The 26,495-nt window shown below is 60.5% G+C and carries 23 protein-coding genes; 13 read left to right on the plus strand and 10 right to left on the minus strand.

The genetic code is table 11. The annotated features are described in order from the left end of the window. Positions 1-2: 2 nt before the first annotated feature. The 3 genes from GOW98_RS13865 to GOW98_RS13875 all read right to left on the minus strand — a co-directional run bounded on the left by GOW98_RS13865 (position 3) and on the right by GOW98_RS13875 (position 3,654). A complete protein-coding gene (locus tag GOW98_RS13865) occupies positions 3-2,405 on the minus strand; it encodes a GcvT family protein (protein WP_170332980.1) in 2,403 nt (800 codons plus the stop codon). Positions 2,406-2,516: 111 nt separating this feature from the next. Continuing rightward, on the minus strand, positions 2,517-3,146 hold the full coding sequence (locus GOW98_RS13870; protein ID WP_170332982.1) for a glutathione S-transferase family protein: 630 nt from the start codon (positions 3,144-3,146) through the stop codon (positions 2,517-2,519). Between the two features lie 10 nt (positions 3,147-3,156). Next, positions 3,157-3,654, minus strand: a complete 498-nt coding sequence (locus tag GOW98_RS13875; RefSeq protein ID WP_367646847.1) for a class I SAM-dependent methyltransferase — start codon at positions 3,652-3,654, stop codon at positions 3,157-3,159. 233 nt (positions 3,655-3,887) lie between these two features. Here GOW98_RS13875 and GOW98_RS13880 point away from each other — a divergent pair, with 233 nt between their 5' ends. Genes GOW98_RS13880 through GOW98_RS13900 form a run of 5 tightly spaced genes read left to right on the plus strand, consistent with a single transcriptional unit; the run spans position 3,888 to position 11,109 of the window. Continuing rightward, on the plus strand, positions 3,888-5,660 hold the full coding sequence (locus GOW98_RS13880; RefSeq protein WP_170332984.1) for an ABC transporter ATP-binding protein: 1,773 nt from the start codon (positions 3,888-3,890) through the stop codon (positions 5,658-5,660). Next, complete coding sequence (locus GOW98_RS13885) at positions 5,653-7,563, plus strand: ABC transporter substrate-binding protein (RefSeq protein ID WP_170332986.1); 1,911 nt, start codon at positions 5,653-5,655, stop codon at positions 7,561-7,563. Before GOW98_RS13880 ends, GOW98_RS13885 begins: the two co-directional genes overlap by 8 nt. Positions 7,564-7,577: 14 nt before the next feature. After that, positions 7,578-8,606 (plus strand): ABC transporter permease, encoded by a 1,029-nt coding sequence (locus tag GOW98_RS13890; protein ID WP_170332988.1) that lies wholly within the window; start codon positions 7,578-7,580, stop codon positions 8,604-8,606. Continuing rightward, positions 8,603-9,757 (plus strand): ABC transporter permease, encoded by a 1,155-nt coding sequence (locus GOW98_RS13895; protein WP_170332990.1) that lies wholly within the window; start codon positions 8,603-8,605, stop codon positions 9,755-9,757. Before GOW98_RS13890 ends, GOW98_RS13895 begins: the two co-directional genes overlap by 4 nt. Then, a complete protein-coding gene (locus GOW98_RS13900) occupies positions 9,754-11,109 on the plus strand; it encodes a CoA transferase (protein WP_170332993.1) in 1,356 nt (451 codons plus the stop codon). Before GOW98_RS13895 ends, GOW98_RS13900 begins: the two co-directional genes overlap by 4 nt. An 88-nt stretch (positions 11,110-11,197) precedes the next feature. On the opposite strand, the gene GOW98_RS13905 is transcribed toward GOW98_RS13900, so the two are convergent. Beyond that, positions 11,198-13,558 (minus strand): mechanosensitive ion channel family protein, encoded by a 2,361-nt coding sequence (locus tag GOW98_RS13905; protein ID WP_170332995.1) that lies wholly within the window; start codon positions 13,556-13,558, stop codon positions 11,198-11,200. A gap of 370 nt (positions 13,559-13,928) precedes the next feature. On the opposite strand from GOW98_RS13905, the gene GOW98_RS13910 reads away from it, so the two are divergent. Genes GOW98_RS13910 through GOW98_RS13940 form a run of 7 tightly spaced genes read left to right on the plus strand, consistent with a single transcriptional unit; the run spans position 13,929 to position 20,423 of the window. Continuing rightward, positions 13,929-15,143 (plus strand): glycosyltransferase family protein, encoded by a 1,215-nt coding sequence (locus GOW98_RS13910; protein ID WP_170332997.1) that lies wholly within the window; start codon positions 13,929-13,931, stop codon positions 15,141-15,143. Then, positions 15,140-16,387 carry a glycosyltransferase family 4 protein gene (locus GOW98_RS13915; RefSeq protein ID WP_170332999.1) on the plus strand — a complete coding sequence of 416 codons (1,248 nt, stop codon included), beginning with the start codon at positions 15,140-15,142 and terminating at the stop codon, positions 16,385-16,387. Before GOW98_RS13910 ends, GOW98_RS13915 begins: the two co-directional genes overlap by 4 nt. Beyond that, positions 16,387-17,463: a glycosyltransferase family 4 protein gene (locus GOW98_RS13920; RefSeq protein WP_170333001.1), complete on the plus strand. Its 1,077-nt coding sequence runs from the start codon at positions 16,387-16,389 to the stop codon at positions 17,461-17,463. The genes GOW98_RS13915 and GOW98_RS13920 overlap by 1 nt, the downstream gene beginning before the upstream one ends. Then, complete coding sequence (locus GOW98_RS13925) at positions 17,460-18,044, plus strand: histidine phosphatase family protein (RefSeq protein WP_170333003.1); 585 nt, start codon at positions 17,460-17,462, stop codon at positions 18,042-18,044. The genes GOW98_RS13920 and GOW98_RS13925 overlap by 4 nt, the downstream gene beginning before the upstream one ends. After that, a complete protein-coding gene (locus tag GOW98_RS13930; protein ID WP_170333005.1) occupies positions 18,041-19,180 on the plus strand; it encodes a glycosyltransferase family protein in 1,140 nt (379 codons plus the stop codon). The genes GOW98_RS13925 and GOW98_RS13930 overlap by 4 nt, the downstream gene beginning before the upstream one ends. Continuing rightward, positions 19,177-19,950, plus strand: coding sequence for a polysaccharide deacetylase family protein (locus tag GOW98_RS13935; protein ID WP_170333007.1), 774 nt, complete (start codon positions 19,177-19,179; stop codon positions 19,948-19,950). The genes GOW98_RS13930 and GOW98_RS13935 overlap by 4 nt, the downstream gene beginning before the upstream one ends. Beyond that, on the plus strand, positions 19,947-20,423 hold the full coding sequence (locus tag GOW98_RS13940) for a class I SAM-dependent methyltransferase (protein ID WP_170333009.1): 477 nt from the start codon (positions 19,947-19,949) through the stop codon (positions 20,421-20,423). Before GOW98_RS13935 ends, GOW98_RS13940 begins: the two co-directional genes overlap by 4 nt. Here GOW98_RS13940 and GOW98_RS13945 read toward each other — a convergent pair whose 3' ends face one another. Continuing rightward, on the minus strand, positions 20,424-21,563 hold the full coding sequence (locus GOW98_RS13945; protein WP_170333011.1) for an alpha-D-ribose 1-methylphosphonate 5-triphosphate diphosphatase: 1,140 nt from the start codon (positions 21,561-21,563) through the stop codon (positions 20,424-20,426). It abuts the gene before it with no gap. A gap of 52 nt (positions 21,564-21,615) precedes the next feature. Here GOW98_RS13945 and GOW98_RS13950 point away from each other — a divergent pair, with 52 nt between their 5' ends. Continuing rightward, entirely contained in the window at positions 21,616-22,299 is a 684-nt protein-coding gene (locus tag GOW98_RS13950; RefSeq protein ID WP_170333013.1) for a DUF1045 domain-containing protein, read from the plus strand. Here the strand turns inward: GOW98_RS13950 and phnN are convergent. The 5 genes from phnN to GOW98_RS13975 form a co-directional block, all read right to left on the minus strand. Continuing rightward, a complete protein-coding gene (phnN, locus tag GOW98_RS13955) occupies positions 22,281-22,829 on the minus strand; it encodes a phosphonate metabolism protein/1,5-bisphosphokinase (PRPP-forming) PhnN (RefSeq protein ID WP_170333015.1) in 549 nt (182 codons plus the stop codon). The two genes, GOW98_RS13950 and phnN, sit on opposite strands and share 19 nt — an antisense overlap. After that, positions 22,826-23,509: a phosphonate C-P lyase system protein PhnL gene (phnL, locus tag GOW98_RS13960; protein ID WP_170333017.1), complete on the minus strand. Its 684-nt coding sequence runs from the start codon at positions 23,507-23,509 to the stop codon at positions 22,826-22,828. The genes phnN and phnL overlap by 4 nt, the downstream gene beginning before the upstream one ends. Positions 23,510-23,520: 11 nt before the next feature. Beyond that, complete coding sequence (gene phnK / locus GOW98_RS13965) at positions 23,521-24,291, minus strand: phosphonate C-P lyase system protein PhnK (RefSeq protein WP_170333019.1); 771 nt, start codon at positions 24,289-24,291, stop codon at positions 23,521-23,523. Further along, positions 24,288-25,148: an alpha-D-ribose 1-methylphosphonate 5-phosphate C-P-lyase PhnJ gene (locus GOW98_RS13970; protein ID WP_170333021.1), complete on the minus strand. Its 861-nt coding sequence runs from the start codon at positions 25,146-25,148 to the stop codon at positions 24,288-24,290. Before GOW98_RS13970 ends, phnK begins: the two co-directional genes overlap by 4 nt. Positions 25,149-25,401: 253 nt before the next feature. Further along, the gene (locus tag GOW98_RS13975) at positions 25,402-26,493 is read right to left on the minus strand and encodes a carbon-phosphorus lyase complex subunit PhnI (RefSeq protein WP_170333023.1); all 1,092 of its coding nucleotides are present in this window, start codon (positions 26,491-26,493) and stop codon (positions 25,402-25,404) included. Positions 26,494-26,495: the final 2 nt, after the last annotated feature.

The raw sequence follows: 26,495 nt of genomic DNA on the forward strand, positions 1-26,495 counted from the left end.
CCTCAGCCCCTCATCGCCTTGCCTTGCGGGTCGTAGGGCGACGGCGAGATTACCCGCGCGGGGCGTTCGACACCGACCACGTGCACAATCAGTTCGGTGCCTGGTTCAGCCTTATCGCGGTTAACCAGAGCCATCGCCAGCGACTTGCCGGTATAGTGGCCGTAACCGCCCGAGGTCACAAAACCCACGCGGTCTTGGCCCGACCAGATCGGCTCGTACCCGCTGGCGTCGGCGTCCAGAGCGTCCACCTCTAGCGTCACCTGAACCTGTGCGGGGCCGTTGCCATCTCGTTCAGCCATGGCAGCGTCCTTGCCAACAAAGTCCTTGTCCCAGTCGATCCAACGGTCCATTCCGGTCATGCCCGGCGTGTAAAGCTGCGTGAATTCCGCCGACCAGATGCCAAAACTCTTTTCAAGCCGCGTTGAGAGCATCGCGTTGAAGCCACATTCGCGGATACCCTCATCCGCTCCGGCCTCAAGCAGCATGCGCCGCAGCTTGATGTGATCGCCATAGCGGCAGTTGATCTCATACCCCTTCTCACCGGTTACTGACATGCGCGCGACGCGGGCGCGCACCAGACCAATGTCGAAATCACCGCAGCCCATGAATTTCAGGCCCGAGATATCCTGTTCCGCCAGCTTCTCGACCACCGCCTGCGACTTCGGTCCGACCACGGCAAAGCCGCAGTATTCCTCACCCAGATCGCGGATAGTTACGCCGTCGATCATGTGATCGTCGAACCAGCGCATATGCCAGGCACGCAGATAGTAGCTGCCCATGATCCACCAGGTGCCGTCGCCCCAGTTAAGCACGGTCAGATCACCCTTGAGCCGCCCGTTCTCGCCCAGCATCGGGGCCAGCTTGGCGCGACCCGGTGCAGGCAGTTTCGATGCCATGACCTTATCCAGCCAGACCTCGGCGTTCGGCCCGGTGACCTCGAACCGCGAAAAGCCTGAAATATCCAAAAGGCCAACACCTTCGCGGATCACCTTGCATTCATCGGCCACTATTTCATGCGCGTTCGAACGCTTGAGCGTCGGCGTTTCCTCGAACCCTTTGGGTGCGAAGTACAGCGGCACCTCAAGGTCCCAACTGACACCCCATTTGCACCCGGCTTCGGTCATCGCATCATGCGCTGGCGCCATTTTTAGCGGACGACCTGCAGGCAGTTGCTCGTTCGGATAAGTCATCACGAAGCGACGGGAATAAAACTGGCCCGTCGTCTCGCGGATGTAGCGTTTGTTCTGGGCGAAATCGCCATAGCGCGCCACGTCCATTGGCCAGGCATCCGCCTCTGGCTCACCGTGGATCATCCATTCAGCCAGCGTCTTGCCGACACCGCCGCCCTGCAGGAAGCCCGCCATCACTGCACAAGCCGACCAATAGCCGGGTTTGCCCGGAACCGGGCCGACCAAGGGGTTCCCGTCCGGCGAAAACGTAAACGCGCCGTTCACCCATGTTTTGATGCCGACGTTTTGGATTGACGGATAGCGTTCAAAGCCCAGCGTCAGCTCATTCTCGATCCGGTCGAGCTGTTCCTGAAACAGTTCCTCGCCATAGTTCCACGGCGCGCCGTCCATGGCCCAGTGTTCGTGGTCAACTTCGTAGATGCCGACCAGAACGCCCTTCTGGTCCTGCCGCATATAGGTGAAACCTTCGAGATCCACGGTCATCGGCATCTCAAAATCGGCCTCGGCCACTTCAGGCACCGTGTCGGTGATCAAATAGTGATGCTTCAAAGGCGACACCGGCAATTCCACCCCGGCCATGCGGCCCACCTGCTTGGCCCAGAGACCCGCCGCGTTGACCACATGCTCGCACGTGATCGTGCCTCGGTCGGTCACCACCTGCCAGCCATCGGCAGTCTGGATCAGTTCCTCGACCTTGGTTTCTTCATAGTACTCGGCGCCGCGTTTCTTAGCTGCTGTGGCATAGGCCTGCACAGTGCCGGTCGTGTCGATATAGCCCTCACGATCCGCCCACATCGCGCCCAGAACGCCCTCGGTAGACATGATCGGGCACCGTCTTTGCGCCTCTTCCGGGGAGAGCAACTCGCAATCATCGATGCCAATGGACTGGAAGATGCGATAGTTTGCCTGTAGCCATTCCCACCGTTCGGGCGTGCCAGCCAGCGTCAGGCCTCCGGTCATGTGCAGGCCGATATTCTGGCCGGATTCCTTTTCGATCTCACTCAGCAGGTCGATGGTATAAGACTGCAACGCCGCCATGTTCGGGTCGGCGTTCAGCGCGTGGACCCCTCCGGCCGCGTGCCATGACGAGCCCGACGCCAGCCGGCGCCGCTCCAGCATCACCACATCCGACCAACCAAACTTTGCCAGGTGATACAGAACCGAGGCGCCGACGACGCCGCCCCCGATGACCACAACGCGATACTGAGATTTCATCTTGCTCTCCCCTGCATGGCTTGCAGTGGACGCTAGACGCACTGTTCATTTCTGTCTAGACATTTCTGTACAGTTCGGATCGCAAGACATCTGCACACACAAATCGCCGTTTTAAAGTTGAGCGCTGGGCCGGGCAGCGACTTGTTCAAACCACGCCAGCGTGGCCCGGTTTTCCTGTGGAATCCGCCGCTTGATCACGCGGGCAAAGTCGACAAAGACAAAGGCGGTGATATCGGCCAAAGTGAATTCCGCCCCGGCCAGATAAGGGCTGTCCGTCAACCGTGTTTCCAGCAGATCGAAGAAATACCCGACCCGCGTCTCACCCCGTTGCGCCAGTTCGGGAATCTGGGCGTGATTCTCGGGGCCCGGAATCGCCCGGTTGGCAAAGGCCGGGTGGGTATTGCGCAGCACCTCGGCAATCGGCAGACCGCCCTGTTGCTCGACAATGCTGTTCCACATCAGAACCAACCCCTTCTCGTCAGCGGTGCGCCCCATCAGTGGAGGCTCGGGAAATTGCGCCTCAAGATACGCCGCGATGCCAAGATTCTCGGACAGCACCGTGTCTTCATCGGTGACCAGAACCGGAAGGGTCGCGTTAGGATTGACTGCTTTGAACGCATCGCTCAGTTGTTCGCCCTTGGCGATTGATACTTCGCGAGTTTCGATTTCCAGCCCTTTTTCGGCGATGAACATGCGAGCGCGACGCGGGTTCGGTGCGGTCGAGCAATCATAGAACAGCATCGCTTTCCCCTTATCTGCGATAGATGAAACACCGTCCCTCGACGGCGTCTGGCGGCAAAGGCAGTTCGGTTAGCTTATCAAAATACATCCGATCGCTGGACACCATCAGCCCGCCGGTCGCCAGCAGCGGCTCGATCAGGGGTGAGACGAACCGGGCGAACGCATCGTTCTTTTCCCGGTTATGTCCGCCAAGATCGGCGTGGATCAGGCTGGCGGTCGCGCCAAAACGCTCCAGCGCGGCGGGTAATGTCTCGCGCACGTCCCCCAATATTACGCGATCTTCGGGGGGTGTCGAATCCGGGTGAGACGCCACCGCACGTTCGAACACATAGACCCGGCGGTTTTTCACGTATTGCACCATGTGATGATAGGTGCGCCCATTGCCCAGCCCCAGTTCGAACACCGGCCCTTCTAGGCCACGTGTCTCGGCAATGGCGAAATCCAGACAGGCGCGCTGCGACACCATGCGGTCAATAAACAGATCCAGGCGGCTTTGATCGTCGGACACGGGGAAATCTCTCCTTGATACCAGTCGACTTGTCAGATGGCGCCGACAGGACGTTTGATGACAAATCCTCAAGACTTTGTGTAGGCAAATTGGCGTCAGTTTCACAATTCCGCGACATTTCACCCCAAGAACGGGTTTGACTAGCCAGCACCAACCGCGCGAAACTGCGACAAAAAACACGGGGAGTTGATCAAGCGCATGCCGAGCTACGGCCCAACGGGTGGAACACCTGAATGACGGCGTTGTTGTCCGTCCGCGATCTGAGCATCGGATTTGGCAAGGGTGAGCCCGTTGTCAAAGGCGTCAATTTCGATGTCGAGGCCGGGCAGACGCTGGCTTTGGTCGGTGAATCTGGATCAGGCAAAACGATCTCGTGCCGGGCGGCATTGCGGATTTTGCCGCGCACTGCCCAGATACGCAGCGGTACGATTACGCTGAACGATTCCAAGGGCACAGAGGATCTGACCCGGATCAGCGAAAAGCAGATGCGCGGTATTCGCGGCAACCGGATTTCGATGATCTTTCAGGAGCCGATGCGGTCCCTCTCGCCCTTGCACAAGATCGGCAATCAGGTCAGCGAAGTTCTGTGGCTGCATCGCGGCGCGTCCGAGGCGCAGGCCCGCAAAGAGGTGCTGACCCAGTTCGAACGCGTGGGCTTTCCCGATCCCCAGCGCGCTTATGATTCTTACCCGTTTGAATTGTCCGGTGGCATGCGTCAGCGCGCCATGATTGCGATGGCGATGGTCTCCAAGCCGGAACTGCTGATCGCGGATGAGCCGACCACTGCACTTGACGTAACGACACAGGCGCAGGTGCTGGGCCTGATCAAAGAGCTTCAGCGCGAGACCGGGATGGCCCTGATCCTCGTCACACACGATCTGGGTGTGGTCGCCAATATGGCCGAGCAGGTCGTCGTCATGCATAAGGGCCGCGTGATGGAGGCCGGTGCCGCCGCCCCCATCCTGACCGCACCCGCGCACCCCTATACGCAGCAGCTGTTCAACGCCGCGCCCGAAATTCCGGACGAGGAATCCGTTGGCATCCCTATGCCCGACGAAGACCTGATCCTGCAGATGAAAGGCGTGTCGAAAACTTACACCATGCGCTCCAGCAAGGGATGGCAGGGCGATAAGCTGATCCATGCCTGCCGCGGCGTTGATCTGAATCTGGCGCGCGGCAAGACGCTGGCGATTGTTGGCGAAAGCGGCTCGGGCAAGACCACCGCAGCCCGCATCGCGTTGGGCGCCGAGCCGCCTGATCGTGGCGGAGAGGTCTTGTTCCGAACGTCACCGGACGCCGATCCGATCACCGTACACCACATGACCCGCGCCCAGCGCACTGCCTTTCAACGCAAAGCGCAGATGGTGTTTCAGGACCCCTACAGCTCGCTCAGCCCCAGAATGCGCATCCAGGACGCGATGACCGAACCGCTGGAAATTCACAATATCGGCTCGACCTCGGAACAGCGGGATAAGGCAGCCGAGATGTTGCAACGGGTCGGTTTGAACTCCGACATGCTGAAACGCTATCCGCACGCCTTTTCCGGCGGTCAACGTCAGCGCCTGTCGATTGCACGCGCCATGATGCTGGACCCGCAGCTGATCGTCTGCGACGAGCCGACCTCGGCGTTGGATGTCTCGGTTCAAGAACAAATCCTGACGCTGCTGGAAAACCTGCAGGACAGCCTGAACCTGTCCTATTTCTTCATCTCGCACGACCTTGCCGTCGTGGCGCGCATCGCCGACGAGGTCGCCGTGATGCGCCGGGGGCTGGTGGTCGAACAGGCCCCGCCCGAGACGCTTTTCTACAATCCCCGCCACCCCTACACCAAGGCGCTGATTGCCGCTCAGCCAGAACCTGACATCAACCGCCCCATCGACCTGAAACTGGTTGCTTTGGGCGCAGGTTCGCCAGACAGTTGGGATGACGCCTTCCGATTTACCGACTCCGTGATACCTTCACTGGTAGAGATGGAGCCCGGCCATAAGGTAAGATGCCATGTTTAAGACCACTCGCCCCCTGTTTCTGGCCGCCACGCTGGCTGCCGCATGGATGCTGCCCGCCACGGCGGACACCCCCACCCCTGTTGAAGGAGAATTCTGGTCCACCGAAGTGAACGCCGGGAACCTGCCCCCCGTTCAGGACCGCCTTCCGGACGAGCCGCTGGTGGTCGATCTGGCCGCCAAGGGACGCGAATTCGGAACTCCTGGCGGTACACTGCGGACCATGGTCACCCGGTCCAAGGACATCCGCCAGATGGTGGTTTATGGCTACGCCCGGCTGGTGGGGTTCAACGAGAACTACGAACTGGTGCCCGATCTGCTGGAGTCCTTTGAAAGCGAAGGCAATCGCAAGTTCACGCTGCATCTGCGCGAAGGGCACAAGTGGTCGGACGGGTCACCCTTCACCTCCGAGGATTTCCGCTATTGGTGGGAAGACGTGGCGAATAACGAACTTCTCAGCCCCTCCGGCCCGCCGGATTTCCTGATCGTCGAAGGCAAGCTGCCCACCGTGTCCTTTCCCGACGAGACGACCGTTGTTTTTGAGTGGGAAGACCCGAATCCCGATTTCCTGCAATCTCTGGCTCAGGCACGCCCGCCCTTCATCTACCGACCCTCTGCGTTTCTGAAGAAGTACCACGAGCAATATGCGGATACTGAAGAGCTTGCTTTTCTGGTCAGCGATGCCCGCGTCAAAAGCTGGGCGGCACTGCATAACAAGCTGGATAACCTGTACAAATACGACAACCACGAACTGCCGACCCTGCAGCCTTGGCTGAACGCAAGCTCGGGCAAGAAGATCCGGCACAATTTTGTACGCAACCCATATTATCACCGCATCGACAGCAAGGGCGTGCAACTGCCTTATATCGACGTGGTCGAGATGGAGATCGTCGCCCCCGGTCTGGTCGCCGCCAAGGCCAACGCCGGTGAAACCGATCTGCAGGGCCGTGGGCTGGCGTTCAGGGACGCCTCGATCCTGAAAAAGGGCGAAGAGGTCGGGAACTACAAGACCCGCCTGTGGAAGACCGGTGTGGCCTCGCAAATTGCAATCTATCCGAACCTGAATTTTGCCGATGACGGCTGGCGCGAGGTTCTGCGCGATGTGCGTGTACGTCGCGCATTGTCGCTGGCCATTGATCGCAAGACAATCAATCAGGCACTGTATTTCAAGCTGGCGCAACCCGGTGCAATGTCGGTTTTGCCTGCGTCTCCGTTCTACAGTGAGGATAACGCGCAGGCCTGGGCACAGTTCGACGTCGAACAGGCCAACGCTCTGCTGGACGAGGCCGGTCTGACCGAGCGCAACAAAAACGGCATTCGCCTGCTGTCCGATGGTCGCCCGATGGAACTGATCGTCGAAACCGCCGGTGAACGGCAAGAGGTCGAGAACGCCCTGCAGATCGTCACCGACACCTGGCGCGAGATCGGTGTCGATCTTGTCATGCGCCCACTGGACCGGGATATTCTGCGCAACCGCGTCTTTGCGGGCAACACCATGGCCTCGGTCTGGTTCGGTTGGGACGACGGCATCCCGCAGGCTCATACCTCGCCTGCTTATCTGGCGCCAACCGATCAGGTCTTTCTCGCCTGGCCGAAATGGGGCCAGTATTTTCAAACAAGCGGCGATGTCGGCGAAGCGCCTGACATGCCTGAGGCCGAACGCCTGATGCAGCTGGCCCATGATTGGGAGGTCGCTACGTCCGATGATGAGCGTAAGGCAATCTGGACCGAGATGCTGAACATCCATGCCGACCAGTTGTACGCCATCGGTATCCTGAACGGCGCGCCGCAGCCAGTCGTGGTTTCCAATCGCCTCCGCAACGTACCTGAACAAGCCATGTGGGCATGGGAACCCGGCGCGCATTTCGGCATTCACAGGCCGGACGAATTCTTCTTCGCCGACTGATCAGGAGCAGCTAAATGGTCATGCTGCGCTACGCAGTCTATCGCTTTTTCACGATGCTGCTGACGCTGCTGGTGGTGTCGGTTCTGATCTTCGTGATCATCAACCTGCCGCCCGGCGATTACCTCAGCAACCAGATTGCGGAGTTGCAGGCGTCTGGCCAATCGGCGGGTGTGGCCAAGGCCGAATTCCTGCGCACGGAATACGCGTTGGATAGGCCCATCTGGGAGCAATACCTGATCTGGATGGGTTTCTGGCCGGGTCCGCATGGCTTTGAGGGCCTGCTGCAGGGCAACTATGGCTGGTCCTTCGAATTCGACCGCCCGGTGGCCGAGATCGTGGGCGACACCCTATGGCTGACCGTAGTGGTCAATCTAGCCGCGATCCTGTTTGTCTACGCCGTGGCGCTGCCGTTGGGCGTCATCGCTGCGGCACGGTCGCGGACGTGGATCGATTATACCTCGGCCTTTGTTGGGTATCTGGGACTGGCTACGCCGAACTTTCTGCTGGCGCTGATCCTGTTCTACTATGGTCACCGCTATTTCAACCTACCCATTGGTGGACTGATGGACCCGGTCTACGAAGGCCTGCCGATGAGCTGGGACAAGTTCAAGTCCATCCTTGTCCACCTGATCGTCCCAACTTTCGTGATCGGTACATCCGGCGCTTCGGCCATGATGCAACGTCTGCGCGCCAATATGCTGGACGAACTGGGCAAACCTTACGTGGAAACTGCTATCGCCAAGGGCATGGCCCCGTCGCGGATGCTGACGAAATACCCGCTGCGCGTGGCGTTCAACCCATTTGTGGCCGACATTGGCAACCTGCTGCCCTCGATGGTCTCCGGCTCGGTTCTGGTCTCGGTCGTGCTGGGCTTGCAGACCATCGGCCCCACCCTGCTGACGGCGCTAAAAACGCAGGATCAGTTCCTGTCCGCCTTCATCCTGATGTTCGTGGCACTGCTGACCCTGATCGGAACCATGATCTCGGACATTCTGCTGGTCATGCTGGACCCGCGCATCCGGTACGAGGGGCGTGAAGCATGACACAACGCCCTGATGACCGCTATGTCGACGATGCCCCCTATGACCCGAATGTCTCCCTCCAACAGCTTGAGCGTGCCGATCTGGACGCGCCGAACTGGGTGCTGGTCTGGCGCAAGTTCAGAACCCACAAGCTGGGCCTGATCTCGGGCATCTTCCTGCTGTTGTGTTACCTGATGCTGCCCTTTGCCGGGTTCATCGCGCCCTATGGGCCGAATGAACGTAACGGAGAGCACCTCTATGCCCCGCCACAAAGCATCAGTTGGTTCCACGAGGGCGAATTCATCGGCCCCCACGTCTATCCAATCGTAGCCGAAGCCGACCTTGAGACCTTTCAGTGGAAATTCGTCCCCGACCTTGAGGACCCGCGCCCGATCAAGTTCTTCTGTGAAGGCGCCGAATACAAGCTCGCCGGCCTGATCAGGTCGGATACCCATCTATTCTGTGCACCAGAAGGGGCGACGCTGTTCCTGTGGGGTTCGGATCGCCTGGGCCGGGACGTATTCAGCCGCATCCTCTACGGCGCACAGCTGTCTCTGACTGTGGGCCTGATCGGCATCACCGTGTCCTTCGTTCTGGGCATCTTCTTCGGCTCCATGGCCGGGTATTTCGGCGGCAGGATCGACTGGGTCATCAACCGCGTGATCGAGGTTCTGCGTTCACTGCCGGAACTGCCCCTGTGGCTGGCCTTGTCCGCAGCGGTGCCATCGAACTGGAGCCCTGTCGCGGTGTTCTTCATCATCTCGATCATCCTCGGCATTCTCGACTGGCCCGGCCTTGCCCGCTCCGTACGAGCCAAATTCCTGTCGCTGCGCGAAGAGGAATACGTACGCGCGGCCGAAATGATGGGTGCAAGTTCAGGCCGGGTGATCCGAAAGCATCTGCTACCCAACTTCATGTCTCACCTGATCGCGTCGGCTACGTTGTCGATCCCCGCGATGATCCTTGGGGAAACGGCGCTCAGCTTCCTCGGTCTAGGCCTGCGGGCACCAGCCGTCAGTTGGGGTGTGATGCTGAACGATGCGCAGAACCTCGCCTCGATCGAAATCTACCCGTGGACGGCGATCCCGATGCTGCCGATCATCGTTGTGGTGCTGGCCTTCAACTTCCTCGGTGACGGTTTGCGGGACAGTCTGGACCCCTATCAGCAATGAGCCTGTTCTCCGCCCTCCCCGCCACTGACAGCTATAAGACAACCGGAAAAGGCGCGCGGCCCAGCGCGTTTGCGGTGTCGGAACTGGCCACTGCTAGTTTTGCCGCGGTGGGTCAGGAACTGGCGCGTCTCGTGACGGCATTGAACCTTGCCCCCGAAGCGCCCGAGGTTTCCGTCGATCACCGTCTAGCCTCGCTGTGGTACGGGTTTTCGTTCAAGCCAGACGGGTGGGAGATGCCTAGCCTCTGGGATGCTGTAGCCGGAGATTATCAAGCCTCGGACGGCTGGATCAGGCTGCACACCAACTTGCCGCGCCACAAGGCGGCGGCGTTGCAGGTTCTCGCGGTTCCGGGCAATCGTGACGCCGTGGCACAAGCGCTTAAAGAGTGGTCGATCTCTGATCTGGAAACCGCGATTGTGGCTGAGGGCGGCGTTGCCGCCGCCATGCGCAGCCGTACCGAGTGGCTGGAACATCCGCAGGGGCGTGCTGTGTCACGCGATCCGCTGGTCGGCTGGCAAAACCCAAGGCACATCACGCTGCGCGACCGCCCTCAGGCCACGGCCAGCCGCCCTTTGGCGGGCCTACGCGTTCTGGATCTAACGCGCGTGCTGGCGGGCCCGATCTCCACCCGAACGCTGGCGGGTTTCGGTGCCGAGGTCCTGCGCATCGACCCGCCTGGATGGGACGAGCCCGGTGTCATCCCGGATATATCTCTTGGCAAACACTGCGCCTATCTGGACCTGAAATCGCCCGACGGCCAGACGAAACTGCAGGACCTTCTTGCGCAGGCGGATGTCTTCGTCCACGGCTACCGGCCCGGAGCACTGGATGCGCTTGGCCTGAGCAAGGTCAAACGCGATGAGCTGGCCCCGAACCGGGTCGAAGTCACCCTGAACGCCTATGGCTGGCAGGGTCCGTGGTCTGCGCGGCGCGGATTTGACAGCCTCGTGCAGATGAGCGCCGGGATCGCGGATACCGGGCGCGCTTGGGCCAAGGCTGACAAACCGACACCACTGCCAGTCCAGGCGCTGGATCACGCGACGGGCTATCTGATGGCCGCAGCCGTTTTGTCCGCACTGGCCGAGGCCGCCTCCGGCAACTCGATCATGCTGGCCCAACTTTCGCTGGCCCGTACGGCAGAACTACTGACTGCACTGGCGAAATCCGAACCCGACGGTGATATTACCGGCCCATCACCCGCAGACTACGAGCAACTGCCCGAAGAGTCAGGTTGGGGAACAGGCCACCGCCTGAAACCCGCATTGGCCGTTGGTGCCGCGCAGATGTCCTGGTCCTTGCCCGCGGGGAAGCTGGGCACCTCCCATCCGGTATGGCCGTCGTTGTCCACCTGACACACCCGCCGCGCGGCACGCGCGGCTTGGCCCAACGCTTTGGGTGGCGTCTCGTCAGAGACGCAATTCAAAGGGGCGGGAGCCGCATCTAGCGGTCATCCCCGCCGGGGCCGATATCGTCCAAATAATCCTCGTCAATCGCAGCCTGCACAGCACCGGTTACCGCTTCACGCTGCTTAGGAGACAAGTCTTCCGGGTCCTTCCCTTCAGCCAACCGCACCGTGACTTCCCGGTGCGCGAACTTGATACCTTCGCGGGCAAACAGTTCGCGGATTTCCTGATAGACCTTCTTACGCACCAGCCACTGATCGCCCGGCTTGGTCATGAACTTGACCCGGATGATCATCGCCGAATCCTGCATCTCGATCACGCCCTGCGATTTCAGCGGCTGGATAAAGTTTTCGCCGATCACCGGGTCGCTCAGCAATTCCTGCCCCAGCTTCTTGATCAGCTTCCGCACCTTCTCGACATCCGTGTCATAAGTCACGCGCAGTGGCAGCTTCATGATCACCCAGTCGCGGGAATAGTTGGTTAGCACCTTAATCTCGCCAAACGGGATCGTGTTCAGAGCGCCAAGATGGTGGCGCAACTGGAAAGACCGGACCGAGATTTTCTCGACCGTCCCCTTCACATCCCCGATATCGATATATTCCCCTTTGCGGAACGCATCATCCAACAGGAAGAACGCGCCCGAAAAGATATCGCGGACCAGAGTTTGCGAACCGAAGCCAACGGCCAGACCCACTACGCCCGCACCTGCGAACAGTGGGCTGACATTGATGCCCAACTCCATCAGAACGATCAGAACGATGGTGACAACGACGACGGCCAGGATCGCCCCGCGAAACAGCGGCAGCAACGTAGCCAGACGGCTTTGCCCACCTTCACCGCCTTCGTCGCCCAGTTCCGCCTCTTCACCACCATCGTCGATCTCTTCTGCTATTTTCGTGTCGATCCAGATGCGGAAAAAGTGGAACAGGATGTACCCGATAAACAGGATAACCATCACGTCCAAAGCCCGGTCAATCGGCAGGTCCTCGCTCCAACTGGCGTCGGGGTTCCAGATCACGACCAGTGCATAGAGCCCGACCACAAAGGCCAGAATGCCAGCCACGCGACGGGCCAAGTCCTCATAGGTCAGCATGCTGTGCTTGCGCACTTCGGCCTCTACGGTTTCCACCGGTTCCTCAACATCGCCCAAAGCGTCATCAGTGTTCATCTCCTCCATCTGGCGATTGCGGTCGAAGTAACGCTCAAGCAAGTAATTCATGGCCCCGTAGGCCACGACCACCGACATGAAAATCGCATAGCTGCTGGCCACGATCGGCAGCGAGTTCTCATTCTCCAGCACCAGATCGACCGCCAGCTTGAACCAGCTGAAGACGATGTAGACGATCAGAACGGGCGCCCAGGCAAAGGAAATAAACCGCACTATCCACGAGACCGCATCCGCTGCCCGCCCTCCACGGATGGCGTTGGAAATGGCGCGGGCATTGAACAGGATCATCAGCACGTTGCCCAACGCCCCAAACATGGTCAGCCCGCCATAAACCATGGCGTAAACGTTGTAGTTCAACCCGAAATCCGCCACCCAAGTCGCAAACAGCACCACCGAAATGTCATAGGTCGCCAGCGCCGAGGCCCAGAAATACAGCCTTTTTGCATCCCGGTCGGAAAAGGGCGGCAGGCGGTATTGGCTCAGGTAGGGCGACAGCACCATGCGCCACAGATCGGAGACCGTGCGCGACAGGAAAAACGCCGTGAATATCGCCGTGACCGTGAACTGGATCGAGATGTCCTCAGCCTCGCCAAAGAAAAGGTATCCCACGATCAGGGCCATGAGCATAGCAAAGACCGTGCCTCCGATCCCCATGAAGAACCGGAACACCAGAAACGGCATTTTCTCGCGGTAGCCCTGCGGGTTCTCCTTGGATCGTGCCACAACCAGCTTTTTGGCCATGCGCTTGCCGTAAATCTCGGTGGACAGCCAGCGCCCCAGCAGCAAGAACAGGACATTCCAGAACAGAACCTCGACATAGGTCTGGATGCGGCCATCAGGGCTGGTCTGGCGCAGGATGTACTGCACTTCGAAGATCGAATAGGGCAAAGCCTCCAGTCGCGAATTCATTGACTCACGGAATTTCGAAAACCTCTCCTGCGCTTTCATCAGCTGAGAGCCTTCGGCCATCGGATCATGGGGTTCATCCGCTGCGGCGCTGGCACCACCCGAGGACACAATCTGCCCCGCGCTGTCGATAACAATCACGCTGGCGCCGGCCTCGGTCGCGGTGCGTATCGCTGCGGCCAGATCGCCCTCGGCGCTTGTATCCGCCTCGGAATCCGAACTGTACCCAGGGATCAAGGACGTCTGCGCTGCCGCTCCAGTGACAAAGGCCGCTGTAAACGCCCAGATCACCAGGGCCATTCCAGCTAAAAGTTTGAGTTTCATCGAGTTATTCGTCCAATCCGCATGATGCGCCACAGAATACCGAAGCACCTGAGTATATTCAAATATTCAGCCTTTCTCTTCCCGAGATCGTGTCAATTCGTGTTCCCTGTGCAATGCTGGCGACTTGGGTGTTTGCAACCTTGAAAAAACTGAATATGACCAACCCTGAAAGTTGGGTGAAATTGTGGGATCAAGTACAAGCTCAAACGGTGGAAAGTTCTTTGGTCGCAAGGACCGGGAATGTTGCCAATTCACAATGCTTGTCGAATTTGCACAATTTCGTCTCCCCCTTTGGCAAGCGACGGCAAAGAATATACGGTAACGGGTGTAAACGCGCGGATTTGCACCGAGAAACACGGCAGGCGAAAGCATGAGCCTAAGAATACAAAACGACACCACCGGCCGGGCGCCGCGCATTCTGTTCTACAGCCATGATACGTTCGGATTGGGGCATTTGCGCAGGTCGCGCGCTTTGGCTGCGGCTATCACGCAGGCCAACCCCGAGGCCTCTGCCCTGATCTTGACCGGGTCCCCGGTAGCTGGCCGTTTCACCTTTCCGCGTCGGGTTGACCATGTGCGCCTGCCTGGCGTGACCAAACGCGCCGACGGGTCTTATGCGGCCCGGACAATCGGCATGGGCATCGAAGAGGTGACCGAGCTGCGCGCGGGCCTGATCCAGACCGCCGTGCAGCAGTTCGACCCCGATATGCTGGTCGTCGACAAGGAGCCCACCGGCTTTCGGGGCGAGTTGTTGCCGACGCTGGAAAGCCTGCTGCATTCGCAACGCACCAAACTGGTGCTGGGCCTGCGCGACGTACTGGACGAGCCCGAGGTTCTGGCAGCTGAGTGGGAGCGGAAAGAGGCTCTGGCCGCGACTGAACGTTTCTATGACGAAATCTGGGTCTATGGGCTGCGTTCGATCTATGACCCGACGCAGGGCCTGCCACTCAGCCACGCAGCGCAGTCGCGCATTCACTGGACGGGCTACCTGCGCCGCGATCTCGGCCCGGTCGGTGAGCCGCCCGAACAGCCCTACATTCTGATCACACCGGGTGGTGGCGGAGACGGCAAGGCGATGGTGAACCTCGTCCTATCGGCCTACGAAAAAGACCCGACACTGTCGCCGCGTGCCGTGTTGGTCTACGGCCCCTTCCTGTCTGGTGAACTGCGCGAGGATTTCGAAACCCGCGTTGCCGCGCTGAACGGGCGGGTGACCGCCGTTGGCTTTGAATCCCAAATCGAAACGCTTTTTGCCGGGGCCGCCGGGGTGGTCTGCATGGGCGGCTACAATACGTTCTGCGAGGTTCTGTCCTTTGACAAACGCGCCGTTATCGTGCCCCGCACGACGCCGCGGCTGGAACAATGGATCCGTGCCTCACGTGCCGAAGGTCTGGGTCTTGTCCGGATGTTGGACGAAAACCGCGACGGGCTGACACCGGATTCGATGATACAGGCGATCCGCAGCCTTCCGCGCCTGCCTCTGCCATCGCAGGCCATCCAAGGTGGTTTGTTGGACGGGCTGGACTACGTCACTGACCGGGTTGATGCCCTGCTGAGCCAGGAACAGGAACGGGCCACCGGATGACAACGCCTCAGCCGAAACTGGCGGTGCTGGTCAAGGGTTGGCCGCGCCTCTCCGAGACGTTCATCGCGCAAGAACTGGTCGCCTTGCAGGAGGCCGGGCACAGCTTTGACATCTGGTCCCTGCGCCACCCGACCGACGTGAAACGGCACCCGCTGCACGACCGTTTCCGGGGTCAGGTGCGTTACCTGCCGGAATACCTTTACGAAGAGCCTCAGCGTGTCTGGGCCTCACGCCGGTTAGCACAGACGCTGCCCGGATATGCCGAAGCCTATCGGATCTGGCGCGCGGATCTGCGCCGTGATCCGACCCATAACCGAATCCGCCGCTTTGGTCAGGCTTGCGTTCTGGCCGCTGAACTGCCCGAGGCAACACGGGTGATGTACGCGCATTTCATGCACACCCCCTCCTCGGTCGCGCGCTATGCCGCCATCATGCGCGACCTGCCGTGGAGCTTTTCGGCCCATGCCAAGGACATCTGGACGTCACCCGACTGGGAAAAGACCGAGAAACTGCAGGCGCGGACCCATGGCGCGGCCTTTGGCGCGACCTGTACCGCCATCGGGGCAGACCACCTGCGCAGTCTGGCCGATGATCCGGCGCGGGTTGATCTGATCTATCACGGGTTGGACCTCGCCCGCTTCCCTGCTCCGCCGGTCCGTACCCAGCGCAGCCCGGATGCACCCTTTCAGATGTTGTCCGTCGGTCGTCTGGTCGAGAAAAAGGGCTTTGACCGGCTGATCGACGCTTTTGCGATGCTGCCGGACGCGCTGGACTGGCGCTGGACCCATATCGGCGGCGGTACGCTCGGCGACACCCTGCGCGCCCGAGCCGAGGCTGCAGGCGTTTCGCATCGGATCACATGGAAAGGCGCTTGCGACCAGCCCGAAGTGATTGCGGCGATGCGCGTGTCCGACCTGTTCGTGTTGCCCAGTCGAATAGCGGCGGATGGCGACCGTGACGGATTGCCCAACGTACTGATGGAGGCCGCGTCTCAACTTTTGCCTATCCTGTCGACGCCGGTGTCAGCCATTCCCGAGTTCATTGAATCCGGAAAGCATGGGATGCTCTCTGACGACGACCCCGCCGCGCTGGCCTCGGCCATCACTGACATGGCCACAGCGCCCGAGCACACCGAGTCGATGGCCAATTCCGCCTATGACCGCCTGATCGACGAGTTCCGCATGGACCCTGGCATCGCCCGCCTGTCCGAACGACTGCGCGCACTGGGTGCGGATACGGTCTGATGGCAAGGATCGCCTTTTACGCGCCCATGAAAGCGCCCGACAGCCCGGTGCCGTCGGGGGACCGAGAGATGGCCCGCAATTTGATGCAGGCGATTGGGGCACAAGACGATACGGTCGAATTGGCCTCTCGGTTGCGCGTCTATGACAAGGTTGGGGACACGCAGGCACAGGCTGCCTTGCGCGCCGAAGCCGACACCGAGGTAAAGCGCTTGATTAGCGACCTGCCTGCGGACACTGCGCTTTGGGTGACCTATCACAACTACTACAAGGCACCAGATCTGCTGGGCCCACGCGTTTGCGCGGCCCGGAACATTCCTTACGTCCAATTGGAGAGTACCCGCGCAAGCAGCCGCCTGAACGGCCCTTGGGCTAAGTTCGCCGCAGCCGCGCATGACGCCTGCGACGCGGCGCAGTTGATTTTCTACCACACCGCCAATGATCTGATCACACTGGAACGGGAACGATTCGGGGAACAGCGCCTTGTTGAACTGCCCCCTTTTCTGCCCTTGTCAAACCTTCCGCCCGCCTCAACCTGCGACGGGCCGATGCTGACGGTGGGCATGACGCGGCACGGCGACAAACTGGCGTCCTATACCCTTCTTGCTCAGTCTCTTGCAATCTTACCGGGCGACTGGACCCTGAACATCGCGGGTGACGGCCCTGCCCGGTCAGAAGTCGAGGCCATGATGACCCCTTTCGGATCAAGGGTCCGCTTTCTGGGACAGTGCGACCGAGATGCCCTGCGGGAACTCTATGCAAAGGCTTCGGTTCTGGTCTGGCCGGGCGTGAACGAGGCTTATGGCATGATCTATCTTGAGGCACAGGCCAGTGGCGTACCCGTCGTCGCGCAGGATCGGCCCGGTGTACGGGATGTGTTAACCCCGTCCGACTACCCTACCGTCGAGGAAGGACCAGAAGGGCTGGCCGCACGGCTTCGCACTTTGTTGGGCGACCGGAACCTCCGCCTATCACTGGGGTCTGAGGGCCGCGACCGGATGGCTGAACGCCACCTAATGCCTGCCGCCACCGAACGGTTCTGGCAGGTCGCCCGCCCGCTACTGGAGACCGCTCGATGACCCGTCTGGCCCTGCTGCGACACGGACACACACACTGGAACCGCGCGGGCCGCATTCAGGGGCGCAGCGACATTCCACTAGACGATAACGCCCGGGCAGAACTGGCTGCCACGCGCCTGCCTGCATCGTGGGACAGCGCAACCCTCTGGTCCAGTCCGTTGAAGCGGGCCAGTGAAACCGCCCGTCTGGTGGCCGGGCGCGAGCCGCATACCTCGGACGCGCTGACTGAGATGAATTGGGGCGATTGGGAAGGTTTGTGTGGGGTCGATCTGATCGCAGATCCCGTCAGCGGGTACCGCCATATCGAGGACTGGGGCTGGGAATACCGCCCCCCAAACGGAGAGACCCCAGCCGAGGTTTGGGTCCGACTTCAGCCGTGGCTGGCAAACCTGTCGAGCGACACAGTCGCTGTCTGCCATATCGGCATCATGCGGGTCATCCTCGCCCGTGCCTGGGGGTGGGATTTCAACGGCCCCGCCCCCTTTAAAATCAAGCGCAACCGCCTGTATATCGTTGATATGTCAAATATGACGCCCCTGCCCGAACCGATCCGCCTGATAAGACCCGAGGCCTCCTCATGAAGGTCATGGTCGTTGTCACGCACCTGTTGGGCACCGGGCATCTGAGCCGCGCCCTGACATTGGGCCGGGCCTTTTTGCGCGCCGGACACGAGACCTTTGTCGTCACGGGTGGGATGCCAGCGCCACAACTGGATAGCACGGGCATGACTCTGCTGGGGCTGCCGCCGCTCCGTTCTGATGGCACCGATTTCACCCGACTTTTGACCCAAAAGGGTGACGTGGCAGACGCAACCTATCTGGCGGTCCGCGAAACCGCACTGGTTGAGGCCGTCCAGAGTTTCGAACCAGACGTTCTGATCACCGAGCTGTTCCCCTTTGGTCGCCGATCATTGGCATCCGAGTTTATTGCAGCGCTGGAAGCGGTTCACGCTCTGCCACGTCGTCCGATTGTTCTGGGGTCGATCAGGGACATCCTCGCGCCGCCTTCGAAACCGGCAAAAGCGGAACGCGCAGAAGAGATCGTGTGCGATTTTTACGACGGCATCCTTGTGCATTCCAATCCCACCGTTGTTCCGCTGGACGTCAGCTGGCCCGTAACCGACCGCCTGCGTGAGCGGATATTCTATACCGGCTTTGTCGCCCCCGAAGCCCCTGCACCGCACCCCGACGCGTTAGGGAAAGACGAAATTCTGGTCAGCGCAGGCGGTGGGTCGGTGGGCCAGCCAATCTTTCGCGCGGCCATCGAGGCCGCCCAAAAGATGCCCAACAGGCGCTGGCGCCTGTTGGTGGGGGGACAGGACGCACACGCACGCATAGAACAATTGCAAAATCTGGTCGGTTATGCCCCGGTTACTCTTGAACCCGTACGCCCCGATTTCCGGCAGATGCTGCCTCTTGCCGCCGCCTCAGTCAGCATGTGCGGTTACAATACCGCTCTGGACGTTCTGCAATCGGGAACACCCGCCGTGTTTGTGCCGTTCGACGATGGTAAGGAGGTTGAGCAGAGCCTGCGGGGCGAGAGTCTCTCGGAACTTCTTGCCATCGAGGTTTTGCCCACCAAGAAACTTGACGGAGCGGCTTTGGCGCAGGCCATCTCCACTGTTATGTCAGAAGGCCCCCGCCCGGTTTCCACCGACGGCTTTGATGGCGCCGTCAAATCGGTTGAAATCGCATGTTCCTTGAGGGGGCAGGCATGATCTTCGACTGGCGCCCTTTGGAAACCGAACTGGACATCTGGCAGGCGCGGGGTCTGACACTGCCCCTGTGGTGGCGGGACGATGACGCGGTATCGGTAACACCGCAGCTTGGGACGTTGTCAGAGCTTTCCCAGTCTCTCGACCTGCCCGTCCACCTTGCGATCATCCCTCGCCATGCAGATTCCGGATTGGTGGAATATGTCGCGGAACTCGCGATGCTGATCCCGGTTGTGCACGGTTGGGCGCATCAAAACCACGCCCCGCCAGAGGAAAAGAAGTCCGAATTCCGGTTGCACAGGCCAATACCGAATATTCTAGACGACGCGCGCGCAGGGTTCGAACGATTGCACGCGCTGTTCGGGGACAAGCTGTGCCCGATCTTCGTACCGCCTTGGAACCGCGTTGCGCCCGAGGTGGTGCGTGAACTGCCAGAACTGGGTTACCGCGCTGTCTCAACAGCTACGCCACGCAAGACGCGAATGCCTACGCCCGGGCTAGAGCAGATCAACACCCATCTTGACCCCATTGATTGGCGCGGAACACGGGGGCTGGTTAGCCCGGATAATCTGGTCACCCAAACGGCGGGTCTCTTGCGGGATCGCCGCGAAGGGCGGACGGATAATACCGAGCCCTTCGGCGTATTGACCCATCACCTGGTCCACGATGCCGACATCTGGACTTTTACCGAAGCCCTGCTGCGCAGGCTTCTGAGCGGCCCCGGTATTGCCTGGGCCTTACCAGCCAACACATCAACCGGAGACCCCGAATGAGCCGACTGGATTCCATGCTGCGCCGTTTGACTGCGCAACGCGACGGGCTGAACTGGGCGGTCGCTCAGATCAGCGAGATGGAGGGTGACGTGCTGGACATGGGGCTGGGTAATGGCCGCACCTATGATCACCTGCGTGAGATCCTGCCTGAGCGGCGCATTTGGGTGATGGACAGGGTGCTGCAATGCCACCCGTCCAGCACGCCCCCGGCAGAGGATTTTTTGCAGGGCGAAGCAGAACCTATGCTTGAGAAGCTGGCCGCAGGCGGGGCTAGGATCGTGCTGGCGCATTATGATTTTGGCCGGGGTATTAAAGCGGAAGACGTGACCGAAGCCGCACGCCTCAGTCTCATGATCGCGCAGGTGATGCGACCCGGTGGGTTGTTGATCTCCGGTCAACCTCTGGTGGGATTCGAACAAATTAGCGGCCCGGACACCATCGCGCCGGATCGTTATCTGTTCTACCGCGCCTGATCAGGCCACGCGCCGGCCGCGCGACCAGACGCCGTTCAACGCGGGCGCGCCTTCGCGCAAGCGGAAGCGGATGACGTCCGCGCGCGCGCCTTGGCGCAATTCTCCGCGATCTTCCAGCCCAACAACGCGCGCCGGAGTCTGGGTCACTGTCCTCAAACCGCGCGCCATATCCCCCCAACTTTCACCCAAACGCGCCGCCGAGAGCAGCAGCGCCGCTGGGACGTAGTCCGATGACAGAATGTCGAGGTGTCCCAGATCGGCCAGCTCCTGCGCGGCGACGTTGCCGGAATGCGACCCGCCGCGGATCACGTTGGGCGCACCCATCATCACCTTGATGCCGTGGTCGTGACAGGCACGGGCAGCTTCAACAGTGGTGGGAAATTCAGCCAACCGAATGCCGTGACCAGCGGACACCGCCACCTGTTCCTGCGTGGTATCATCATGGCTGGCCAGCATCGCACCGAAACGTTGGGCGGCCTTGACCGTTTCAACCTCATGCTGGTCGCCATACCGGTCACGCAGCGCCTTGAGTTGCGCGACATGCTGCAGAAAATCGTCATCGGTCATACCGTGCTTGCCCTTCATGTAGGCCTCAAGCTGCGACATGTCTCGGAACTGCCTCTGTCCGGGCGTATGGTCCATCAATGATACCAGCCCCACTCGGTCTTCGGGGCCGAACTCATCCAATTCAGCGACCAGAGTTTCCGAACAGACCTCGGCCCGCAAATGCAGGAAGTGGCTGATCTTCAGCGCATCCTGTTCACGCAGCTCCCATAGCTCACGCGACAGATCGCGGGCGTATTTTTTGTATCGGTTGCCGCTGGGGATCGAGCCAATGCGCATCGCATCGAAAACCGTCGTGATCCCGGTGCTGGCCAGTTCGGCGTCATGGGCCAGAATCGCCGCCGCGTGGGGCCAATCGACCTTGGGGCGCGGCTGAATATGACGCTCAAGATTGTCTGTGTGCAGTTCAACCAGACCGGGGCTGACGTAGTCGCCGCCGCAATCCACCGCGCCTGCCGGAACTGCTGCGCCCGTGGCGATTTCGGCAATGGATTCACCCACAATCCGCACGCTGCCCGTAACGGTCTCATCCGGCAGGACAAGCGTGGCATTGGCAAGGATCATTTCTTCTGTCATCTGAACTTCACACGGTCTGAGCTATTGGGAAGGCCACGCATAGGAGGCCAATGTGACATTCACGCGATACGCGATCTACTTTGCGCCACCGGCCAGGGCTGAATGGGCGAAATTCGCCACCAGTTGGCTGGGCTGGGATGTGGAAACAGGCAATGATGTCGCGCATCCGGTAGTCGATGGCGTGGACGTGGCGGCAGTCACGCAAGTGCCACGCAAATACGGGCTGCACGCGACGATGAAACCGCCCTTTCGCCTGCGCGACGATCAGTCGGTGGAGGCGTTGGTTGATGCCTGTGCGCGGCTCGCACAGATGCAGCCTCCGGTCACGCTGGACGGGTTGGAGATTGCCCGCCTCGGCCGATTTCTGGCCCTGCGCCCTTTGGGCGATGAAGCCGCGCTGAATACGCTTGCCGCCGCCTGCGTGCGTGATCTGGACAGTTTCCGGGCGCCCGCGTCCGAGGCTGAACTTGAGCGCCGCCGCCGTGCTGGTCTGTCGCCCGAGCAGGACGTCAACCTGGTGCAATGGGGTTACCCCTACGTGATGGAGGCCTTCCGCTTTCACATCACGCTCAGCGGTAGGCTGAGCAAACCGACGCTGGCGACAGTTCAGGACGCCCTGCAAACGAGGCTTGGGCCCCTGCTGCCCTCCCCGTTCGAAATCACCGATCTGGTCCTTGTGGGCGAGGCAGAAGACGGGCGTTTTCACCTGATCCATCGCTACGCCCTTTCCGGTTGAAGCTGTGACAGGATGGCGGCAATTGTCGCCTCCAACGGCCCTGAATTGTCAATCTTGATGACCCGCGCCAACCCCTCTGGCAAAGGTTTCGTTGCCCGCGCCAGCCGCCGCGCCTGTTCCTGCCCGCACTCGCGGGCCCGGGCGGAAAGGCGCTGCGTCAGAACGTCCGGGTGGGCGGTCAGAGAGATTATGACCAAATCGCCAAACACCTCTTGAGCCTGCAGAAGGACCGAGCGGGACAGGTTCACCAGAACCGCCTCCGACTGGTGCCGCAGGTCTTCAATTCCCTTGGGCACCCCGTAATACAAGCCATGCGCGGGCCAGTGCAGCGCAAAGGCACCTTCGGCCACCATCTGCTGAAAACCCTCAGCCGACACACGGTCGAAATCCTCGCCCTCTTCGCCTTCCGGGCGGGTGATCACCCGACGGGCCCTGACAATGCCCGGCGCGCGGGCCTCCAGCGCCTCCATCACGCTGTCCTTACCAACGCCCGAGGGTCCAACGACCGCTATGACCGGCGCAAGGCTCATGCGGCTACACCGGGGGTGAAGTCTGAGACGTTGATCTCGCGGTCGCAAACCTGGTCGCGAGCGCCGACGTCATGGAAAATACCAACGATAGCAGCGCCGCGCACTTTGGCCTCTTCGATCAGTGACAGCACCGTTTCCCGGTTTTGCACATCCAGCGAGGCTGTCGGTTCATCCAGCAACATCGCCGGATAGTCATGCGCAAAGCCTCGGGCTATGTTGACCCGCTGTTGCTCACCGCCCGAAAAGGTCGTTGGGCTTAGCGACCACAGACGTTCAGGTATATTCAGCCGCGCCAACAAAGCCGCTGCCTTGTCCAGCGCCACCTGCCGATCACATCCGATGGCCAACAGAGGCTCCGCCACCACATCCAGCGTCGGCACCCGGGGCACCACGCGCAGGAACTGGCTGACGTAACCCAGCGTCTCGCGGCGCAGCGCCAGAATCTCGCGCGGTTCGGCCTGCACCACATCCAAGCCACCGACCAGAACCTGCCCGGATGCCGCCAGATAGTTGCCGTAGATCACCCGCATCAAGGTCGATTTGCCCGCCCCCGATGCCCCGGTCAGCGCGACACATTCGCCCGGCGCAACCGTCAGCGAGGCTCCCTGCATCACCGGGATCACCGCGCTGCCTTGATTGTGCAGAGTAAAGCTCTTGCTGACATCCTTAAGCTCAATCATCGCCTTCACTCTCAAACCTGCAGTACGCTGGACACAAGCAACTGCGTATAGGCGTGTTGCGGATCGTCCAGCACTTGATCGGTCAACCCGGATTCGACCACGTGACCGTCCTTCATCACCATCAACCGGTCCGCCAACAGCCGCACCACGGCCAGATCATGCGTGACGATGATGGCGCTCAGCCCCATCTCACGCACAAGCCCGCGCAGCAAATCCAACAGCCGCGCCTGAACCGAGACGTCCAGCCCGCCTGTCGGTTCGTCCATGAACACCAGCCGAGGCCCCGTGACCAGATTACGCGCGATCTGCAGGCGTTGTTGCATCCCGCCTGAAAACGCGGTCGGGCGGTCGTCCACGCGGGCGCCGTCTATCTCGACCCGGCCCAGCCAGTCAATTGCCCGGTCGCGGATCTGGCCATAGTGACGATCACCAACGGCCATCAACCGCTCACCGATATTACCGCCGGCACTCACCGACATGCGCAACCCGTCGCGGGCGTGCTGATGGACAAAGGCCCAGTCAGTGCGACCCAGCATCCGCCGTTCCGGTTCTGACATCGTCACCGTATCCACCGGGCCGCCGGTACGGGTGTCAAAGACCACCTGCCCCGCGTCGGGCTCCAGATGCCCGGCAAGACAGTTCAGCAAGGTCGATTTGCCGGAACCACTTTCGCCGACGATGCCCATCACCTCGCCGGGGTAGAGATCAAAGCTGACATCGGTACAACCAATCCGCGCACCATATCGCTTTTCGATGCCATTGACCTGCAACAACGGAGTCATATTGCGCCCTCCTTGCTCAAGCGTCCTTCGTGGCCCTGCGCGCGGCGAGACCGGCAGAAATCGGTGTCCGAACAGACAAACATCCGGTTGCCCGCGTCATCCATGATCACCTCGTCCAGATAGCTGTCCTCGGCACCGCACAGGTCGCAGGGGTGGTCGGCCTTGGTGGCTTCGAACGGGTAATCTTCGAAATCGAGGCTGACGACCTGAGTATGCGGCGGCACCGCGTAAATACGCTGTTCCCGCCCGGCCCCGAACAACTGGATCGCGTCCATCTCAAGCTTGGGGTTGTCGAATTTCGGGATCGGAGACGGATCCATCACGTACCGCCCGGACACTTTCACCGGATAGGCATATGAGGTCGAAATCGCGCCGTGCTGGCTGATGTCTTCGTACAGCTTCACATGCATCAGGCCGTATTCCTCAAGGCTGTGCATCTTGCGCGTCTCGGTCTCGCGTGGTTCCAGAAACCGCAAAGGTTCGGGGATCGGCACCTGATAAACAAGGATCTGATCCTCGGTCAGCTTCGCTTCGGGGATGCGGTGGCGGGTCTGGATGACTGTGGCGTTTTCGGTTTCCTCGGTTGTTTCAACGCCTGCGGTGTTCTCAAAAAACTTACGAATTGAAACGGCGTTGGTGGTGTCATCTGCGCCCTGATCGATCACTTTGAGAGTGTCGTCCGGCGTCAAAGTCGCGGCCGAGACCTGCACACCACCAGTGCCCCACCCATAGGGCATCGGCATTTCGCGACTGGCGAACGGTACCTGATACCCGGGTACGGCCAACCCCTTCAGGATGGCCCTGCGGATCATTCGCTTGGTTTGCTCATCCAAATATGCGAAATTATATTCATTCATTTTGGTATCACTTTGTTTTTACTGGTGTTGGTGTGGGCATATTCCTGAGTTGTTTTTTCGTAATATCTCTTATGATCTATATCGTGTGGCGACGGGTTCACTCGCGACGGCGACAGAGCGCCATGCGTCGCGATACAACAGGCCATTGGAGTGCGATTGAGCCTTCGCAAGACAATTTTGTTTCCCGAGAAAGGCCAATCCAAGAGCCGAGTGGGCAAAATTCCGCCTACAGAAACAAAGGGGCGCATTAGCGTCATTCTGCAGCCTCTTTCAATGCGGTCCGTTCCTCCGCTTCGCGGCGCAGCTTGCGGACCAGTTCCAATTCGGACTGGAAATCGACGTAATGCGGTAGCTTGATATGTTCGAGGAACCCGGTGGCCTGAATGTTGTCTGCATGGCTCAGGACAAATTCTTCGTCCTGCGCGGGGGCGCCCAGATTGTCCTCGCCCAGTTCCTCCCAACGCAATGCGCGGTCGACCAAGGCCATGGCGATGGATTTGCGTTCCGATTGACCAAAGACCAGCCCATAGCCTCGCGTGAACTGAGGCGGTTCAGTCTTTGAGCCCTTGAACTGGTTGACCGTCTCGCATTCGGTCACTTCAACCTCGCCGATCTCGATGGCAAAGCCCAGTTCGGGGATTTCCATCTCGACCGCGACCTTGCCGATGCGCAATTCGCCGACAAAGGCGTGGTTGCGGGCATAACCGCGCTGGGTCGAATAGGCCATGCCCAGCACGAACCCCTCATCTCCCCGGGTCAGCGATTGCAGACGCAGGGGGCGATTGGCCGGGAATTCCATCGGTTCGCGGGTCAGGTCGCCGGGGGTGGCATCGCTGAAAGGTTCGTCCTGAATGATGTCCTCGCCCTTGAGGAACTCGGTGATATGCGGCGTTGGCTCCATGCGCGGCTGTGCTTCGGGGGCTGCCGGAACCTCGCCCTCGGCGGCCAGTTTGAAGTCCAGCAGGCGGTGTGTGTAGTCGAATGTCGGCCCCAGCACCTGCCCGCCCGGCGCATCCTTGAACGTGGCTGAGATGCGGCGGTCACAGGTCATCTCTCCGGTTTCCACCGGGTTGGAATAGCCAAACCGGGGCAAAGTCGTACGGTAGGCGCGCATCAGAAAGATCGCCTCGATCAGATCACCACGCGCCTGTTTGATCGCCAGCGCTGCCAAGTCCGGGTCGTATAACGAGCCCTCTGCCATCACCCGGTTCACCGCAAGCGACAGCTGTTCGCGGATTTGGTCGATGCTCAACTCGGCAATGTCAGGCGACCCGCGGCGTTCCTCAGCCAACCAGGCATGAGCGTTTTCGATGGCCCTTTCACCACCTTTGACGGCTACGTACATTG

Origin of the sequence: Ruegeria arenilitoris (assembly GCF_013032445.1) — a bacterium.
In the GTDB taxonomy this organism is placed as follows: Bacteria; Pseudomonadota; Alphaproteobacteria; order Rhodobacterales; family Rhodobacteraceae; genus Ruegeria; species Ruegeria arenilitoris_F.

Coding starts and splice junctions, on each gene's coding strand:
- GOW98_RS13865 (WP_170332980.1), bottom strand. CDS start 2,405: ATGAAATCTCAGTATCGCGTTGTGGTCATCGGGGGCGGCGTCGTCGGC.
- GOW98_RS13870 (WP_170332982.1), bottom strand. CDS start 3,146: ATGCTGTTCTATGATTGCTCGACCGCACCGAACCCGCGTCGCGCTCGC.
- GOW98_RS13880 (WP_170332984.1), top strand. CDS start 3,888: ATGACGGCGTTGTTGTCCGTCCGCGATCTGAGCATCGGATTTGGCAAG.
- GOW98_RS13885 (WP_170332986.1), top strand. CDS start 5,653: ATGTTTAAGACCACTCGCCCCCTGTTTCTGGCCGCCACGCTGGCTGCC.
- GOW98_RS13890 (WP_170332988.1), top strand. CDS start 7,578: ATGGTCATGCTGCGCTACGCAGTCTATCGCTTTTTCACGATGCTGCTG.
- GOW98_RS13895 (WP_170332990.1), top strand. CDS start 8,603: ATGACACAACGCCCTGATGACCGCTATGTCGACGATGCCCCCTATGAC.
- GOW98_RS13900 (WP_170332993.1), top strand. CDS start 9,754: ATGAGCCTGTTCTCCGCCCTCCCCGCCACTGACAGCTATAAGACAACC.
- GOW98_RS13905 (WP_170332995.1), bottom strand. CDS start 13,558: ATGAAACTCAAACTTTTAGCTGGAATGGCCCTGGTGATCTGGGCGTTT.
- GOW98_RS13910 (WP_170332997.1), top strand. CDS start 13,929: ATGAGCCTAAGAATACAAAACGACACCACCGGCCGGGCGCCGCGCATT.
- GOW98_RS13915 (WP_170332999.1), top strand. CDS start 15,140: ATGACAACGCCTCAGCCGAAACTGGCGGTGCTGGTCAAGGGTTGGCCG.
- GOW98_RS13920 (WP_170333001.1), top strand. CDS start 16,387: ATGGCAAGGATCGCCTTTTACGCGCCCATGAAAGCGCCCGACAGCCCG.
- GOW98_RS13925 (WP_170333003.1), top strand. CDS start 17,460: ATGACCCGTCTGGCCCTGCTGCGACACGGACACACACACTGGAACCGC.
- GOW98_RS13930 (WP_170333005.1), top strand. CDS start 18,041: ATGAAGGTCATGGTCGTTGTCACGCACCTGTTGGGCACCGGGCATCTG.
- GOW98_RS13935 (WP_170333007.1), top strand. CDS start 19,177: ATGATCTTCGACTGGCGCCCTTTGGAAACCGAACTGGACATCTGGCAG.
- GOW98_RS13940 (WP_170333009.1), top strand. CDS start 19,947: ATGAGCCGACTGGATTCCATGCTGCGCCGTTTGACTGCGCAACGCGAC.
- GOW98_RS13945 (WP_170333011.1), bottom strand. CDS start 21,563: ATGACAGAAGAAATGATCCTTGCCAATGCCACGCTTGTCCTGCCGGAT.
- phnN (WP_170333015.1), bottom strand. CDS start 22,829: ATGAGCCTTGCGCCGGTCATAGCGGTCGTTGGACCCTCGGGCGTTGGT.
- phnL (WP_170333017.1), bottom strand. CDS start 23,509: ATGATTGAGCTTAAGGATGTCAGCAAGAGCTTTACTCTGCACAATCAA.
- phnK (WP_170333019.1), bottom strand. CDS start 24,291: ATGACTCCGTTGTTGCAGGTCAATGGCATCGAAAAGCGATATGGTGCG.
- GOW98_RS13970 (WP_170333021.1), bottom strand. CDS start 25,148: ATGAATGAATATAATTTCGCATATTTGGATGAGCAAACCAAGCGAATG.
- GOW98_RS13975 (WP_170333023.1), bottom strand. CDS start 26,493: ATGTACGTAGCCGTCAAAGGTGGTGAAAGGGCCATCGAAAACGCTCAT.